The sequence below is a fragment of the Bradyrhizobium sp. F1.4.3 genome (assembly GCF_040548375.1).
Classification (GTDB): Bacteria; Pseudomonadota; Alphaproteobacteria; order Rhizobiales; family Xanthobacteraceae; genus Bradyrhizobium.
Genome location: NZ_JBEPRN010000005.1, coordinates 267,098 through 280,572, shown reverse-complemented (window position 1 = coordinate 280,572; position 13,475 = coordinate 267,098). Strand labels below are relative to the sequence as shown.

Genomic DNA, 13,475 nt, shown 5'->3' with positions numbered 1-13,475 from the left:
GCCACGCGCGGACCCGCGATTAGGTGATAAAATCGGCATGTACTGATGATCAGGACTCATGAATGGCCCGCGCCAACATCAACGACCTCCTCGCCTTCCTCGCCGTCGCGCGCGAGCGCAGTTTTACCCGCGCCGCGGCCCAGTTCGGCGTGTCGCAATCAGCGCTGAGCCACACCGTGCGCGCGCTCGAGGAACGGCTTGGCCTGCGGCTCCTCACCCGCACCACCCGCAGCGTGGCCCCGACCGAGGCCGGCGAGCGGCTGCTCCGCAATGTCGGGCCGCATTTCGACGAGATCGGCGCGGAACTGTCGGCGCTGACCGCTCTGCGCGAGACGCCGGCCGGCACCGTCCGCATCACGACCGGCGAACATTCGGCGCAGACGATCCTGTGGCCGACGCTGGCAAAGCTGTTGCCGCGCTATCCCGACATCAAGGTCGAACTCGTCGTCGACTACGGCCTCACCGACATCGTCGCAGAGCGCTACGACGCCGGCGTCCGTCTCGGCGAACAGGTCGACAAGGACATGATCGCGGTGCGGATCGGGCCGGAGATGCGCATGGCCGTGGTCGGCGCGCCCGCTTATTTCGCCGCGCATCCGAAGCCGAGGCAGCCGCAGGACCTCACCGAGCACAATTGCATCAACCTCCGCCTGCCGACCTATGGCGGGATCTATGCCTGGGAGTTCGAGAAGCGCGGCCGCGCCGTGAAGGTGCGCGTCGACGGGCAACTGGTGCTCAACACCAGCCTGTTGCGGATGAATGCCGTTCTGGCCGGTCTTGGTCTTGCCTTCATCCCCGAAGATCTCGTGAAGCGGGAGATCGCCGACGGCCGGCTGGTCCGCGTGCTCGCCGACTGGTGCGCGCCGTTTGCCGGCTATCACCTCTATTATCCGAGCCGACGACAGCCGACCCCGGCGTTTGCGGTGCTGGTGGAGGCGTTAAGGTATCGGAAGTGAGCGGCGCGTGGGCGGGCGACTCTCGCGCCCCGGACGCAGCGCAGCGCTTCTTCAGCGGTGCGCTGCAGAGCCGGGGCCCATGGGGGCCACATACCGATCCGAGAGATGGGTCCCGGCTCTGCGCAGCAGCGCAAAGGCGCTGCAGCGCGTCCGGGACAAAAGAGGCGGCGCTACCGCGCGACGACTTCGACTTCGCCGTCGACACCATTGACGACGTTGAAGCCGCGCTCGTAGACCTTGCCCTCGTTCTTGGCGATGGCGCGGTATTCGCCCTCGGAGAGCACGACGCGCGGGAAGGCACCGATCGATTCCTTGATGACGTCGCCGCCCGGCGTCAGCACCGACCATGCGGTGTTGGCGAGCGCCTCGCCGCCCCTGTCGCTGACGAGCTTGAGGGTGATGACCGCAGCGCGGTGGGTGATGGTGACGTCGGTGAGCTTGCCGGCCTGGACACGGATGTCCGAGCGCACCACCGAATTGGCGTCGCCGTAATTGGAGATGATGTAGTAGGTGCCCTCCGGCAGCAGCACGACGTCGCCGGCGGCGACGCTCGGCACCAGCGAGGCGCGCTCGCCGGACTCGAACTGGCTGCCCTTGTAGATCGCAAACGAAATCTGGTTCTGCGGAATGCGGCTGGTGCCGACGCGGCCCTCGATGCGCAGGCCGCCGGCCGGCAGCACGAAGGATTCGCGGTCGGTCTCGGCCTTCAGGCTGACGGTGCGCACCGCGCTGACGAGGCCGAAGGCGACGTGAACGACGTAATTACCGGGCGGCAGCACGATGTTGGGCGTGGCGTTGCGGTCCTCGCGGATCAGCTTGAAGGTGCCGTTCTCGTCGGGCCGATCGGCAAACACCCGCCAGACCAGGCCGCTGGTGATCGCAGGGGTGTCCTTGCCGTATTTCGCGGTCAGCGACAGCACGGCCTGTCCGGGGGCGGCCGCGCTGAGCGGCGCAGCCGGCGGCACGGTCGTGAGTGCGGGCGGGATCGTGGGCGACGCCGGCTGGGTCAGGGTCGGCGGCAGGCTCGGGGGCGCTGCGCCCGGTCCGGACGGCGGCGCCAGGCTGACGGCTCCGCCGGGGTCAGGCACCGAGGCCGGCGGCACCGGAGGGGGGCGGTCGGAGAAAAGCTGGGCCTGGGCGGCCCCCGGACCGAGGACGAGGCATGCAGCAAGAATTACCGGCAGCAGCAATACGCTGCGCCGCCATCCGATGATGCCGTCACCCCCGAGAGTCATGCCTCCTGCTTTTCACCGAAAACGCGGCAAATTCAAGCCTCTGGAATCCCATGAAATACGGCCCCATGGAACCCGGATGACGCCTGCGTGATTAGTTTCACGCCAGCCGGTCCTCGCCACACTCCCGCCCGCTGCTTCCCGAACGGTATAAACCATGCTTCGCACCCGTTCTGGCGAAGCGGACGTGCGGTGCCTAGTCTGGTGATGAGGCTGGCTCCGAGGTAGGAGTGTTTCAGTGCTGGATATGTTGAGAGGTCGGAGCGTGAATGGCTCCAATGGCGAGAAGGTCGGGCTCGGCAGTGTCCGCCGACCGGTTATCGGCCTTGCACTCGGCGGCGGAGCGGCGCGCGGCTTTGCCCATATCGGAATCCTGAGAACCCTGATTGCCAACGGGATCGTGCCCGACGTCGTGGTCGGCACCTCGATCGGGGCCGTGGTCGGCGGCGCCTATGCGGCAGGCCAGCTCGATGCGCTCGAAGAGTGGGGGCGCAGCCTGCAGGGTATGCGCAACATTCTCGGCTATCTCGACATCCGCCTCACCGGCTCCGGTCTGCTCGGCGGCGAGAAACTGGCAACCCGTCTCGAGGAGGCGATCGGCCAGAGCCTGATCGAGGACCTGCCGATCAAGTTCGCGACGGTGGCAACCGAGGTCCGCACCGGCCACGAGATCTGGCTGACGCGCGGCCGCGTGGTCGACGCGATGCGCGCCTCCTATGCGCTGCCCGGCATCTTCTCGCCCGTGCTGATCGGCGACCGCTGGCTGGTCGACGGCGCGCTGGTGAATCCGGTGCCGGTCTCGGCCGCCCGCGCGCTCGGCGCCGAAATCGTCATCGCCGCAAATCTTTCCAGCGACATCTTCACCCATTCCACGACAATCTATTCGCACGGCGCGATGCCCCCCGCACCGGTCGCGGCCGTGCCCGAAGAGACGACCGCCAAGCGGCGCTTTCCGCGCTTGTTCTCGGCGGAGAAGACCATGAAGCGCGAGTTCTTCGGCAGCGCCGGACGGCCCGGCATCTCCTCGGTGATGGTGGATGCCTTCAACATCATGCAGGACCGCATCACCCGCGCGCGGCTGGCCGGCGATCCGCCGGACCTCCTGATCTCGCCGCGGGTCGGCCATTTCGGCTGGTTCGACTTCCACCGCGGCGAGGATCTGATCGCGCACGGCACCCGCGCCGCCGAGCGCGCGCTGGACTCGATCCAGGAAGCGATCGAAGTGCTTGCGCCAGCGCCCGCAGGCACCGCGCCGAAGGCAAGCGAGTGAGACCGGCTCAAGCCGTCTTGATGTAGTCGCGCAGGGCTTCCTGCTCGGACTCGTATTCCTGGACGCGGCGCTTGACGATGTCGCCGATCGAGATCAGGCCGACCACCTTGCCGTTGTCGGTGACCGGCAGATGGCGGAACTTGCCGGTGGTCATCATCTCCATGAGCTCGGCGACCGTGTCGGTCTCCTTGCAGGTCACGACCTTGCGGGTCATGATTTGGCTGACGGGCTCCTCCAGCGCGCCGGCGCCGCGCTCACCGATCACGCGCACGACGTCGCGCTCCGACAGGATACCCTCGAGCCGGTTCTGGTTCATCACCAGCACCGCGCCGATCTTCTTCTCGCCGAGCAGCTTGACTGCGGCCGCCAGCTTCGCGTCGGGCTCGACGCTCATGATCTGGTGGCCCTTGGTATTGAGAATGGAACGTACCGTCATTGTCGCCTCCCAGAATCGGACCCGTCCGCTTTTCACGGTCCGGGCTTGTTCGCGAGTCTTCAACTAACAGTTTCGGCGCCGGTTTCACGCTCAGGCGCTTTGCGAAGCATCGCTGCTACCAGCTTGTCGCTTCGGAACATTCTTATTCTTCTTCTTCGCGACGATGATGGATGAAATCGCCCCGCGCCGCAAGCGCCGCTTCAAATACCGCTTGAAATGTCCTGTGATGACGCATCCGCAGCATCGCTTCGCACACGCGGTACGGGATCGAACAACGTGAACAGCAAGAGCCCTGCGAAGAAGCCGCCGATATGCGCCTCCCAGGCCACGCCCGCACTTTCGCTGTCGACCCCGATCGCACCAACGCCGAAAATGACGTTGAGGGCGAACCACACCGCGAGGAAGCCGACGATCCGCCTGTCGCGTAGCGCCCGCAACAAGGGCAGCGCGGGAACCTTGGCGGCGGTGTCGGCATCCGAACGGCTGAACGACAGAAAGCTGCCGCGCACAAAAGCAAAGCGGATCGCCGCCGCCATGGCGCCCGACACCGAGGCCGAGGCGCCGATCATCGGCACCACCGCGTGCTCATGGGTGACGAGGTGGGCAAGCGCGCCGGCCGCTGCCGTCACCGCCAGGAACATGAAGAACCGCACCGCGCCAAAGCGCCGCGCCAGCGCGCTGCCGAACGGCAGCAGCCACAGCACGTTGAAGGCGAGATGGGTGAGATTGGCGTGCAGCAGCGAATAGGTGATGAAGGTCCAGACCTTGGCGCCGGCGCCGCCGGCGAACTGCAAATTGACCAGCGAGGAATCGTAGCGCTTCGGGATGAAGCCGAAGACCTCGACGGTCCAGTCCTCCAGTTCCGGCGGCAGCAACACCCGCAGATGGATCAGCGCCAGGAAGACGATATAGGCCGTCAGCGCCAGCGGCAGCGTCAGGATCGGCTCGCGCGGAGCCATCTCGATGACGGCCGGTTCGTCCGGCGGAGGTTGTGGCGGGGAATCCAAGAGCTTCGCTTTCAGGCGCGATCGGAGCAACAGGCTTGACGACAGGCCTTGGAGATAGTCGCCTTTACCCACCCTGTGCAAGTGCACAAAAGGAAAAGGCAGGGCCCTGGGAAAGCCCTGCCTGTCCGTGTCGGCCTTCCGGTGCCGAAAGGAATAAGGAGTATCCCCACCCCTCCCCGCGGCCCGTGACCAAACTGTTTGACGCCCGTGTACAGGCCTCGCCGAGAACCTGGATGAAAGCGGCGAGGCTTGCGACCGCGATCACCATAGCAGTGCCGCGGGCAGCGCAAAGCGCATAGTTAATTTAACGTTAACGACGCAAAGACACCGCCGCAGGCCGCGAAAACGCGCCCGCGGCATGGACGCTGCAATTCCCCTCCTGCACAACAACACAGGGATCTTGGGTGCACTGAAGCGGGACAGCTTTGTCCCGAGAGGTTGCGCCCCGGGGTAAGCGTTCAGACATGAAACATAAGTCGAGCCGAGCGTTCTTCGCGTATTGGGACAAGAAGCGCGGCATTGCGCGGGCGCCGGACCGTGCCGATATCGATCCGTCTGCCGTTCGCGAGCTGCTTGGCGACATCTTCGTTCTGTCCTGCGAACCGAAGCTCGGCTTTCCGTTCCGCGTCGCCGGCACCCGCGTCTGCGCGCTTGCCGGGTGTGACCTCAAGGACCAGAGCTTTGCGGCGATGTTCACCGAAGCCAGCCGCCGCGAGATCGAGGAAATCACGACCGTCGTCGCCGACGAGACACTCGGTGCCATCGCCGGCGTCACCGCCACGCGCGAGGACGGCAGCAAGGCGCATCTCGAGCTGCTGCTGCTCCCCTTCAACGCCCGCCCGCACACGCCGGTCAGCGTCACCGGCGTGCTGGCGCCGTTCGACGACGAATGCGGTGCGCTTGGCCCGTTCACCGTCACCTCCTGGCGCTATTTGCACCAGCCGGAGAAGCTCCTGCCGCGCGCCATCCGCAAATTGCAGATCGCACGCGGGCTGATGGTGTATGAGGGCTTGAGGTAGCTCTCGATTCGATGTGAGCGAGTGCCGCCTGGATCCAGCCTCTCTCACCGGGACGAAACAGCCATGTCCGCCATTATCAATTTCGGCTCGCTTCAGCTCCGCTTCCTGCACAGCAAGGATGACACCGGCGGCAGCGTCGACGTCCTCGAAATGACGTTGCAGCCAAATGCGCGGATGCCGATCCCGCACTATCACGACCGCTGGGACGAAACGATCTACGGGCTGTCCGGCGTCTCAAACTGGACGATCGATGGCAAGCAGAGCGATCTTGGCCCCGGAGAATCCGTCTTCATCAAGCGCGGCATCGTGCACGGCTTTACCAACCGTTCGATGGGACCAGCGACCTGCCTGTGCATCCTGAGCCCCGGGGTGCTGGGACCGCAATATTTCACGGAGATGGCCGCGCTCCTGTCGTCCGGCGCGCCACCCGATCCCGCCAAGATGAAAGAGACGATGCTGCGCTACGGACTGGTGCCGGCGCCGACTGCGTGAACCAGGCTCGCCGTTCGATGAAACAGCGGGCCGCCTTTATTGTCCAGCCAACAGCCGCGTACCGGCGGCGGTGAGCTCGAGTTCGCCGAGCCGCCTGATCGCGTAGCCCAGGTGCACGAGACGCTCCCAGTGCAATTGGGGGATCTCGCTTTGGCGGTCGGCCTGGCCGACCTTGCGCAAGGAGTCGAGTTCATCGCTGCTGAGCGGGGGATGATCGGCCATTAGGCGATCTCGTCGGTCCAGACCCTGAAGCTGACCAGTTCGTTCGGGCCAAAGGTCTGGGTGATCGGAACGTCGCAGGCGTCGCGCCCCTGCGCGATCAGGATGCGGCCCTGCCGCGGCTCGTTGTTGCGTGGATCAAAGGTGTGCCAGCGCCCGCCGATGAAGGCCTCGAACCAGCCCGCAAAATCGCCCACCGCCCAGGGCTGCGGCGTGCCGACGTCACTCAGATACCCGGTGCAATATCGTGCGGGGATGTTCATGCAGCGGCAGAACGCAATGGCGAGATGCGCATAGTCGCGGCAAACGCCCTTGCCCTCCTGGTACGCCTCCCACGCCGTCTTGGTGGCGCGCGCATGCTCGTAGCCGAAGACGATGTGGCAGTGGACGAAATCGCAGATCGCCTGCACCCGCGCCCACCCCGAAGGCGTCTTCTCGAACAACTTCCAGGCGATGTCCGAAAGCCGGTCGGTCTCGCAGTAGCGGCTGCCGAGCAGATAGACCAGCGTATCGGATGGCAGCGCTTCGATCCTGTGTTCGACGGCCGAGGCAAACACCGGGTCCGGCAGACCGCTGTCGCGAACGACGCCGTCGGCGGCAAGGCGCATGCGACCGGCCGGCGCGACCATGCGGCTGCACCAATTGCCGAATACGTCCCGATAGGGTGTGATCTCGACCGCCGGCGTGGCGGTCAGGAAGTCCGGCACGATGATATCCGAGGCGCGCGTGAAATGCGTGCCCAGCACCATGATCATCGGCGTTGGCTGCGGGAAATCGTAGAGCATTTCGAATCCGACACGGAACTTCATTCGAAACGCCTTTCCGGCTGCTGCCTGCTCGAAATGGCTACGAAACCATCGAATACAAGGCAGTCAGCCGGATTTCGCCTGTCCCGCGCAGCGCTCCGCTCGTTCAGCGAGCCTCGCACGGCGGATTACACGGGCCGCGCTCGCCGTCTAGGCAATGACGGAGGCGCGATCCATCACGGCATCGCCAGATGCCAGGCGCCGTTCAGAAAGCCGTCGCCGGTGATGTCGCCGGGCTTCTGGTCCTTGGCGAAGGTATAGAGCGGCTTGCCCTTGTAGGCCCATTGCTTGGAACCGTCGTCGCGCGCGATGATGGTGTAGCCGTCGCCGCCGGCGTCGCTGGCCTCGGCCTTGAGCACCGGCCAGTTTGTCGCACACGGTCCATTGCAGGCCGACTTGCCGCCCGCATCCTTGTCGAAGGTGTAGAGCGACATGCCCTTCGCATCGGTGAGCACCGCGCCCTTGTCGGTCTTGCCGGTCTTGGTCGGCGGTGCGGCGAATGCGGCGGGAATGATCGCGAGCGATGCGGCGAGCGTGAGCGCGAGGCGGATCGGGGATGTCGTCATGGTGGTGTCTCCTGTCATGCAATTGGCTTGCATGGGGTAGGACGCCGCACGGCGCTTCGTATTCCTCGAAGATTGCCAAAGAATTTTTTGCTGTGCGCGGCGACGCGGCGGAATAAACTGCGATCGATGAGACGGAACAGCAGATCGACATGAGCAAGCCGCATTGGCGCCACGCGCACGTCTCCGACCTGCCGGCGATCGGCACGATCGCGGCTCGGATTCATCCCGATCTGCCTGAAAGCCCCGAGGTGTTCGCGGAGAAGATGCGACTCTGCCCGGATGGCTGCCTCGTGCTCACCGCAAACAATGAGATCGTCGGCTACGGCCTCTCGCATCCCTGGATGCAGTACCAGATCCCGCCGCTCGACGGCTTCCTGGAAGGGCTGCCTGATGATGCGGACTGCCTCTATGTGCACGACGTCGCCGTGCTGCCGGATTTTCGCGGCGGCGGCGTAGCACGCGCTTATGTCGCAACGATCGAAGGACTGGCACGATCGTCAGGCATCGCGGCGCTTGCGCTGGTCTCGGTCTACGCCACGCGATCGCTGTGGGAGCATTTCGGCTTCCGAGCCGTGACGGCGAATGCGGAGCTGCGTGCAACGCTCGCATCCTATGGCGAGAGCGCCACCTACATGCTGCGCGATCTCGCTGGTCCGCAACGCTCTGTTAGATAACCAACCTTCCCAAGCCGGTCCGGCTCACGCGGGCGTGAAGCCAGAAGCTTCGAACCGGTGTCGATCAGCCCCGTCGAAGGACTGGCGACTTCCGCTTCCCTTGGACCTTCGCCGACAAATCAGCCGCGATGCTTCTTCTTTGCCTTTTTCCCGGGTGCGGCTTTTGTGGGCCAGGGGGTGACGGCCTGCGACTGTCCGGCGTGGCCGGGCTTGTTGCCATGTTTCTTTTTCTTTCCGAAAGCCGGCCCATCGCCGAATTTCGAGCCGCCTTCGCCGTGTGGTTTGCCATGATGCTTCGGCCCTGTTGCCGCATGCGAGGGATCGCTTCGACGAGCACCGTGATCTGCCTCGCCGGCCTCGCGCCGGGGCGCGTGCGACCGCTTCTCCGAAGGCGCCTGCCCCTGCGGCGCATCCGCCATCGGCTCGAGGCGGATATTGTCTTCCTTGTCCGGACGCTTGATCTTGGCGGCGAAGGATTCCGCCACCCGCTCGGAAATCTCGAACTCGGTGGTGGTGTCCATAATCTTGATGGCGCCGATGTCGCCCTTGTCAATGCCGCCACGACGGCAAATCATCGGCAACAGCCAGCGCGCCTCCGCATTCTTTCTTCGTCCGATGTTGGCCCGGAACCATACGCTGGACTCCGCCATGCCGTGACGCGGCGAGGATTTACCGGGTTTCGACCGCGGTCCAGCAGCGCGATCATCACCGCGCGGCGTCCGATCCTCACGACTGCGATCGTCACGCGGCCGGCCACGCGCCTCGCCGGGATCGAGAATGTCTTCGGGCGACGGAAGTCGCGCGCGATAAAGCCGCGCGAGGGCCGCGGCGATATCCTCGGCCGACCGCTCCGCCAGCAATGCCCGCGCCAGAACCAGATCGTCGGCGGTCGTCTCCTCGGAGAACAACGCGTCCTTCAGCATGCGCTCGTGATCGAGCTTGCGGATGTCATCCGCCTGAGGCGCCGTTCCCCAGACAGCGTCGATGCCGGACAGATTCAGCAGCACCTCCGCACGCCGCCGTCGTACGGGCGGCACCAGCAGGACGCTGACACCCTTGCGGCCCGCACGGCCGGTGCGGCCCGAGCGATGCTGCATGACTTCGGCGTCATTGGGCAGGTCCGCATGAATAACGAGATCCAGGCTCGGCAGGTCGATGCCGCGCGCCGCCACGTCGGTCGCCACGCAGACGCGGGAGCGTCCGTCCCGCAACGACTGAAGCGCCTGGGTGCGTTCATTCTGGGTCAGTTCGCCGGAGAGCGCCACCACCGAGAAACCGCGCTCCAGCAAGGCCGACTGCAAATGCCTGACGGCATCCCGCGTGTTGCAAAACACCAGCGCGCTCGGCGACTCGAAGAACCGCAACACGTTGACGACCGCATGCTCGACATCGCCGGGGGCGACCCGGATGGCGCGATATTCGATATCGGCGTGACCGCCTTCGTCGCCCGCGACCTCGATCCGAAACGCCTGCTGCTGATACTGCTTGGCCAGCGCGACGATGCCGCGCGGAAACGTCGCAGAGAACAGGAGCGTCCGGCGCGTCTCCGGCGTGGTCTTGAGGATGAACTCCATGTCCTCGCGAAATCCGAGATTGAGCATTTCATCGGCCTCGTCGAGGACGACAACTTTCAATTCCGAGATGTCGAGACGGCCGCGCCGCAGATGATCGCACAACCGGCCGGGCGTGCCGACCACAATGTGGGCGCCCGCGGCAAGCTCGCGCTGCTCACGACGCGGATCCATGCCGCCGACGCAGGAGACGACGCGCGCTTCCGCGTGCTGATAAAGCCATGCGAGTTCGCGATGGACCTGCAAGGCGAGCTCGCGGGTCGGTGCAACGATCAGGGCCAGCGGTGCGGCCGCCCGCTCAAACCGCTCGGCATCGCCCAGCAGATCCTTTGCGATGGCCAATCCGTAAGCGACCGTCTTGCCCGAGCCGGTCTGCGCCGAAACCAGGAGGTCGCGGTCGACGGCTTCGTCGGCGAGAACGGCGAGCTGAACGGGGGTCGGTGAATCGTAGTTGCGCTCGGCCAAAGCACGGGCGAGCGGCGGACTTGTGGTCGGGAATGACACGAGAAGGAAAACCTTGGTTGGGTCCAGGCGCGGAACAGTGAGCCGCGCGACCTGAAGCTGCATGCGCGGCAAATGGTTCGGCCGCACGCATGGTGATTTTGATTTGAACGCTCTTTACGCCAAGAGCGGGCAAATCACCATGCTTATGACGCATGGCCTTCTGGCGATGCGGAGAATAAGCTTATCGGCCTGCCCGACCCACTACATCCAGCATTTTCGAGCCGTTTTGCTGGATATAGCGAGATTTTAAGCCAAATCAGGGTCGGAGGACCGCGTCGCCGGGCAAGATCGCCCCGATTGGCTGGCTAAAAGTCTTGTCGCATCCGCAATTCGATCCCAGATCGAGCATCGCCAGAGAGCGGGATATGGGTGAAACATGGCCGACGGGATATCGCTTGCCGACAAACTCGCGACCTTTCAGGACCTCTGGTCTCCGCGCACGATCACGACCTTCAACGATTGCGACGTGATGGTGGTGAAGGTGAAGGGAGAGTTCACCTGGCACAAGCACGACGACACCGACGATTTCTTTCTCGTCCTGAAAGGCAATCTGGACATCGAACTGCAGGATCGCACCGTGACGCTCGGGCCGGGCGAACTCTACGTCGTGCCCAAAGGTGTCGAGCATCGCCCGGTGGCACGCGAGGAGGTTCATCTCCTGCTGATCGAGCCGACCGGCACGCCGAACACGGGCGACAAGGCAACCGCCGCGGCGCGCAAGCTCGCATAGAGGGGAGCTCGCCTGGTCTAATCCCTGGAGGTCACCAGTCTGCTGAAGCCGCCGGCGAGCTTTGCTCTTGCCCGCGCAACATAGTCTCCCGCCGCGTGCCTCAGGGCGCGGACGGTGCGCCAGGCTTCGGTTGCTTGGAGCCATGCCCTCACCTCTGTGAACTTCCCGTACACGCAGGCGAACGCCGGAATCCTCATCAGCTTGTCACGCGTGAGATGAAACAGGCGCTCGACGAGTACGAGCTTGAGCAGCTCAGCGACGATGAAAGTCACTGCCCCGCTCAGAACCTGCCCCGTAGCGGCGAGGTAGGCTGCAACGGGCTTGATCGGCTCCAGAATGATCACGGGCACGGAAAACAAGGCAAGCGAGGGATAGGGCGGTAGCGATCTGATCCAGGCCCGCAATCGCTTGAATTCGAGATGCCGCCCAAGCCAGCGCGATATTGGCCTCGCCACGGCCATGAAGACCGCATCCACCAGGAAGTAGATGGCGGCCAGGATGTAAGTGACGGGTTTCAGGATTCGTTTCACGGTAAACTCTCCCGTGAACTAAAAGCCGGAACTAGGGCCTAAGTTTCACCTCAGCGTGAATAGTTCGCGGATTCTCGATGGAACTTTTTGGGCATGTAGTCGATGACGCGGAAAGGCGACTTGCTTTTGGGACCTTGTTCGTTCGAAGTCTCACTCAACCGTCTTACTCCACCAATTCCGGCCACGGCACGATCGTTGACTTAACCGTCTTCATCGCCACCGCGTCCTTGACCGCCTGCGCGACGCCCTCTTCCGTGAACGGATAGATCGTCTGCATCTTCAGCCACGGATATTTGTCCCGCGTCCGATAGAGCATGTCGACGCCGAGCGGCAGGTCGTTGGCGGTAAAGCCCCAGGAGCCGAGCACATTGAGGTCCTTGGTGCAGATGCGGTGCCATGAGGTCTCGATTGAGCCCGCATCAGTGAACTGGCCCATCTCGACATAGGTGCCGCCGTCACGCAGCATCTCGATGCCTTCGGGGCCCGCGGACGGATGGCCCGAGCAATCCATCACGAGATCGGCGCCGAAATGGCCTACGATCTCGCGCACGCGCGCGATACGCGCCGCAGGCGATTTGAGCTCGTCGATGTTCACCGTCGCCTCCGCGCCAAACTCGCGCGCGAGCTTGAGCCGCGGCTCTTCCGGTGCGCCGACGCAGATCACGCGCCCTGCCCCCATTTCCTGCGCGGCGGCGACCGCCAGAATGCCGATCGGGCCCGAGCCCTGGATCACCACGGTGTCGCCCCAGCTGAAACCACCGGCGCGGCTCGCGCGGTTGAAGGCGCGGATGCAGGAGGTCAACGGCTCCGACAACGCGCCCAATCGCAGCGACATGTCGTCCGGCAATTTGTAGATCTTGGTGCCCGGCAGCATGTCGAGATCGACATAGACATATTCGGCCCAGCCGCCCCACATATGAGGCGGCTTGTCGAAGCCGAGGTAGCGGCCGTAATAGACCGGCGTCAGGCATTTGTTGGCGGTCTGCGGATAATGGATGCAGTAGTAGCAGCGGCCGCACGGCATCAGCGGCGGGATCATCACCTTGGAGCCGACCTTCAGCGGCTTGCTCATGAAATCCTCGGTGAACTCGTCGCCGCATTCGACGATCACGCCGCCGAGCTCGTGGCCGAGCGTGAACGGCCAGGGCAGCGGCTTCGGCCAATGTCCTTTGAGGATATGCAGATCGGTGCCGCAGACGCCGCAGGCGCCGATCTTGATCAGCGCGGCCTTCCGGCCGACCTTCGGCCACGGCACGGTGCGGATGACGGGCTCTGAGCCCGGCCCTGCGTGAGTGCAGACGCGGATGGATTCCATGGTTGTTGCCTCGGCGCGCGCTTGTTGTGATTGATTGATGCGGGCTTAAGCGAAGCGTATGTGAGATGCGCCGGCGTGCCAAGCCGTGGTCTCGTAGCCCGCATGGAGCACCGCGGAATGCGGACCGGCGGTCCCGGATTGCGCTGCG

The 13,475-nt window shown here is 64.6% G+C and carries 15 protein-coding genes; 6 read left to right on the top strand and 9 right to left on the bottom strand.

The features are described 5' to 3' along the window. Positions 1-62: 62 nt before the first annotated feature. Positions 63-956 (top strand): LysR family transcriptional regulator, encoded by an 894-nt coding sequence (locus ABIB73_RS17845; RefSeq protein ID WP_354225733.1) that lies wholly within the window; start codon positions 63-65, stop codon positions 954-956. Positions 957-1,126: 170 nt separating this feature from the next. On the opposite strand, the gene ABIB73_RS17840 is transcribed toward ABIB73_RS17845, so the two are convergent. Further along, positions 1,127-2,191, bottom strand: a complete 1,065-nt coding sequence (locus tag ABIB73_RS17840) for an RgsD C-terminal domain-containing protein (protein WP_354225731.1) — start codon at positions 2,189-2,191, stop codon at positions 1,127-1,129. Positions 2,192-2,426: 235 nt separating this feature from the next. On the opposite strand from ABIB73_RS17840, the gene ABIB73_RS17835 reads away from it, so the two are divergent. Continuing rightward, entirely contained in the window at positions 2,427-3,458 is a 1,032-nt protein-coding gene (locus tag ABIB73_RS17835) for a patatin-like phospholipase family protein (RefSeq protein WP_354225729.1), read from the top strand. Between the two features lie 7 nt (positions 3,459-3,465). Here the strand turns inward: ABIB73_RS17835 and ABIB73_RS17830 are convergent, their stop codons facing one another. Both ABIB73_RS17830 and ABIB73_RS17825 read right to left on the bottom strand, forming a co-directional pair. Next, positions 3,466-3,894: a CBS domain-containing protein gene (locus ABIB73_RS17830; protein WP_354225727.1), complete on the bottom strand. Its 429-nt coding sequence runs from the start codon at positions 3,892-3,894 to the stop codon at positions 3,466-3,468. Positions 3,895-4,094: 200 nt separating this feature from the next. Further along, a complete protein-coding gene (locus ABIB73_RS17825; RefSeq protein WP_354225950.1) occupies positions 4,095-4,853 on the bottom strand; it encodes a rhomboid family intramembrane serine protease in 759 nt (252 codons plus the stop codon). Positions 4,854-5,365: 512 nt separating this feature from the next. Between ABIB73_RS17825 and ABIB73_RS17820 the strand changes: the two genes are divergently transcribed. Further along, positions 5,366-5,920 carry a PAS domain-containing protein gene (locus ABIB73_RS17820; protein ID WP_354225725.1) on the top strand — a complete coding sequence of 185 codons (555 nt, stop codon included), beginning with the start codon at positions 5,366-5,368 and terminating at the stop codon, positions 5,918-5,920. A 63-nt stretch (positions 5,921-5,983) separates the two neighbouring features. Beyond that, entirely contained in the window at positions 5,984-6,412 is a 429-nt protein-coding gene (locus ABIB73_RS17815; RefSeq protein WP_354225723.1) for a cupin domain-containing protein, read from the top strand. Positions 6,413-6,448: 36 nt separating this feature from the next. On the opposite strand, the gene ABIB73_RS17810 is transcribed toward ABIB73_RS17815, so the two are convergent. From ABIB73_RS17810 to ABIB73_RS17800, 3 genes are all read right to left on the bottom strand, one after another. Beyond that, positions 6,449-6,634 (bottom strand): hypothetical protein, encoded by a 186-nt coding sequence (locus ABIB73_RS17810; protein ID WP_354225721.1) that lies wholly within the window; start codon positions 6,632-6,634, stop codon positions 6,449-6,451. Continuing rightward, positions 6,634-7,440 carry a transglutaminase-like domain-containing protein gene (locus tag ABIB73_RS17805; protein ID WP_354225719.1) on the bottom strand — a complete coding sequence of 269 codons (807 nt, stop codon included), beginning with the start codon at positions 7,438-7,440 and terminating at the stop codon, positions 6,634-6,636. Before ABIB73_RS17805 ends, ABIB73_RS17810 begins: the two co-directional genes overlap by 1 nt. Before the next feature lie 173 nt (positions 7,441-7,613). Then, positions 7,614-8,003: a COG4315 family predicted lipoprotein gene (locus ABIB73_RS17800; RefSeq protein WP_354225717.1), complete on the bottom strand. Its 390-nt coding sequence runs from the start codon at positions 8,001-8,003 to the stop codon at positions 7,614-7,616. A gap of 149 nt (positions 8,004-8,152) precedes the next feature. On the opposite strand from ABIB73_RS17800, the gene ABIB73_RS17795 reads away from it, so the two are divergent. Then, entirely contained in the window at positions 8,153-8,677 is a 525-nt protein-coding gene (locus ABIB73_RS17795) for a GNAT family N-acetyltransferase (RefSeq protein WP_354225715.1), read from the top strand. Positions 8,678-8,796: 119 nt separating this feature from the next. On the opposite strand, the gene ABIB73_RS17790 is transcribed toward ABIB73_RS17795, so the two are convergent. After that, positions 8,797-10,752: a DEAD/DEAH box helicase gene (locus tag ABIB73_RS17790; protein WP_354225713.1), complete on the bottom strand. Its 1,956-nt coding sequence runs from the start codon at positions 10,750-10,752 to the stop codon at positions 8,797-8,799. 376 nt (positions 10,753-11,128) lie between these two features. Here ABIB73_RS17790 and ABIB73_RS17785 point away from each other — a divergent pair, with 376 nt between their 5' ends. Further along, entirely contained in the window at positions 11,129-11,482 is a 354-nt protein-coding gene (locus ABIB73_RS17785) for a cupin domain-containing protein (protein ID WP_354225711.1), read from the top strand. Positions 11,483-11,499: 17 nt separating this feature from the next. Here the strand turns inward: ABIB73_RS17785 and ABIB73_RS17780 are convergent, their stop codons facing one another. Together ABIB73_RS17780 and ABIB73_RS17775 are read right to left on the bottom strand one after the other, a co-directional pair. Beyond that, complete coding sequence (locus ABIB73_RS17780; RefSeq protein WP_354225709.1) at positions 11,500-12,012, bottom strand: hypothetical protein; 513 nt, start codon at positions 12,010-12,012, stop codon at positions 11,500-11,502. Between the two features lie 163 nt (positions 12,013-12,175). Beyond that, positions 12,176-13,327 carry a zinc-binding dehydrogenase gene (locus tag ABIB73_RS17775; protein WP_354225707.1) on the bottom strand — a complete coding sequence of 384 codons (1,152 nt, stop codon included), beginning with the start codon at positions 13,325-13,327 and terminating at the stop codon, positions 12,176-12,178. Between the last annotated feature and the right edge of the window lie 148 nt (positions 13,328-13,475).

Excerpts from the sequence above, each read along its gene's own strand:
- ABIB73_RS17845 (WP_354225733.1), top strand. The coding sequence starts at position 63 with ATGGCCCGCGCCAACATCAACGACCTCCTCGCCTTCCTCGCCGTCGCG.
- ABIB73_RS17840 (WP_354225731.1), bottom strand. The coding sequence starts at position 2,191 with ATGACTCTCGGGGGTGACGGCATCATCGGATGGCGGCGCAGCGTATTG.
- ABIB73_RS17830 (WP_354225727.1), bottom strand. The coding sequence starts at position 3,894 with ATGACGGTACGTTCCATTCTCAATACCAAGGGCCACCAGATCATGAGC.
- ABIB73_RS17825 (WP_354225950.1), bottom strand. The coding sequence starts at position 4,853 with ATGGCTCCGCGCGAGCCGATCCTGACGCTGCCGCTGGCGCTGACGGCC.
- ABIB73_RS17820 (WP_354225725.1), top strand. The coding sequence starts at position 5,366 with ATGAAACATAAGTCGAGCCGAGCGTTCTTCGCGTATTGGGACAAGAAG.
- ABIB73_RS17815 (WP_354225723.1), top strand. The coding sequence starts at position 5,984 with ATGTCCGCCATTATCAATTTCGGCTCGCTTCAGCTCCGCTTCCTGCAC.
- ABIB73_RS17810 (WP_354225721.1), bottom strand. The coding sequence starts at position 6,634 with ATGGCCGATCATCCCCCGCTCAGCAGCGATGAACTCGACTCCTTGCGC.
- ABIB73_RS17805 (WP_354225719.1), bottom strand. The coding sequence starts at position 7,440 with ATGAAGTTCCGTGTCGGATTCGAAATGCTCTACGATTTCCCGCAGCCA.
- ABIB73_RS17800 (WP_354225717.1), bottom strand. The coding sequence starts at position 8,003 with ATGACGACATCCCCGATCCGCCTCGCGCTCACGCTCGCCGCATCGCTC.
- ABIB73_RS17795 (WP_354225715.1), top strand. The coding sequence starts at position 8,153 with ATGAGCAAGCCGCATTGGCGCCACGCGCACGTCTCCGACCTGCCGGCG.
- ABIB73_RS17785 (WP_354225711.1), top strand. The coding sequence starts at position 11,129 with ATGGCCGACGGGATATCGCTTGCCGACAAACTCGCGACCTTTCAGGAC.
- ABIB73_RS17775 (WP_354225707.1), bottom strand. The coding sequence starts at position 13,327 with ATGGAATCCATCCGCGTCTGCACTCACGCAGGGCCGGGCTCAGAGCCC.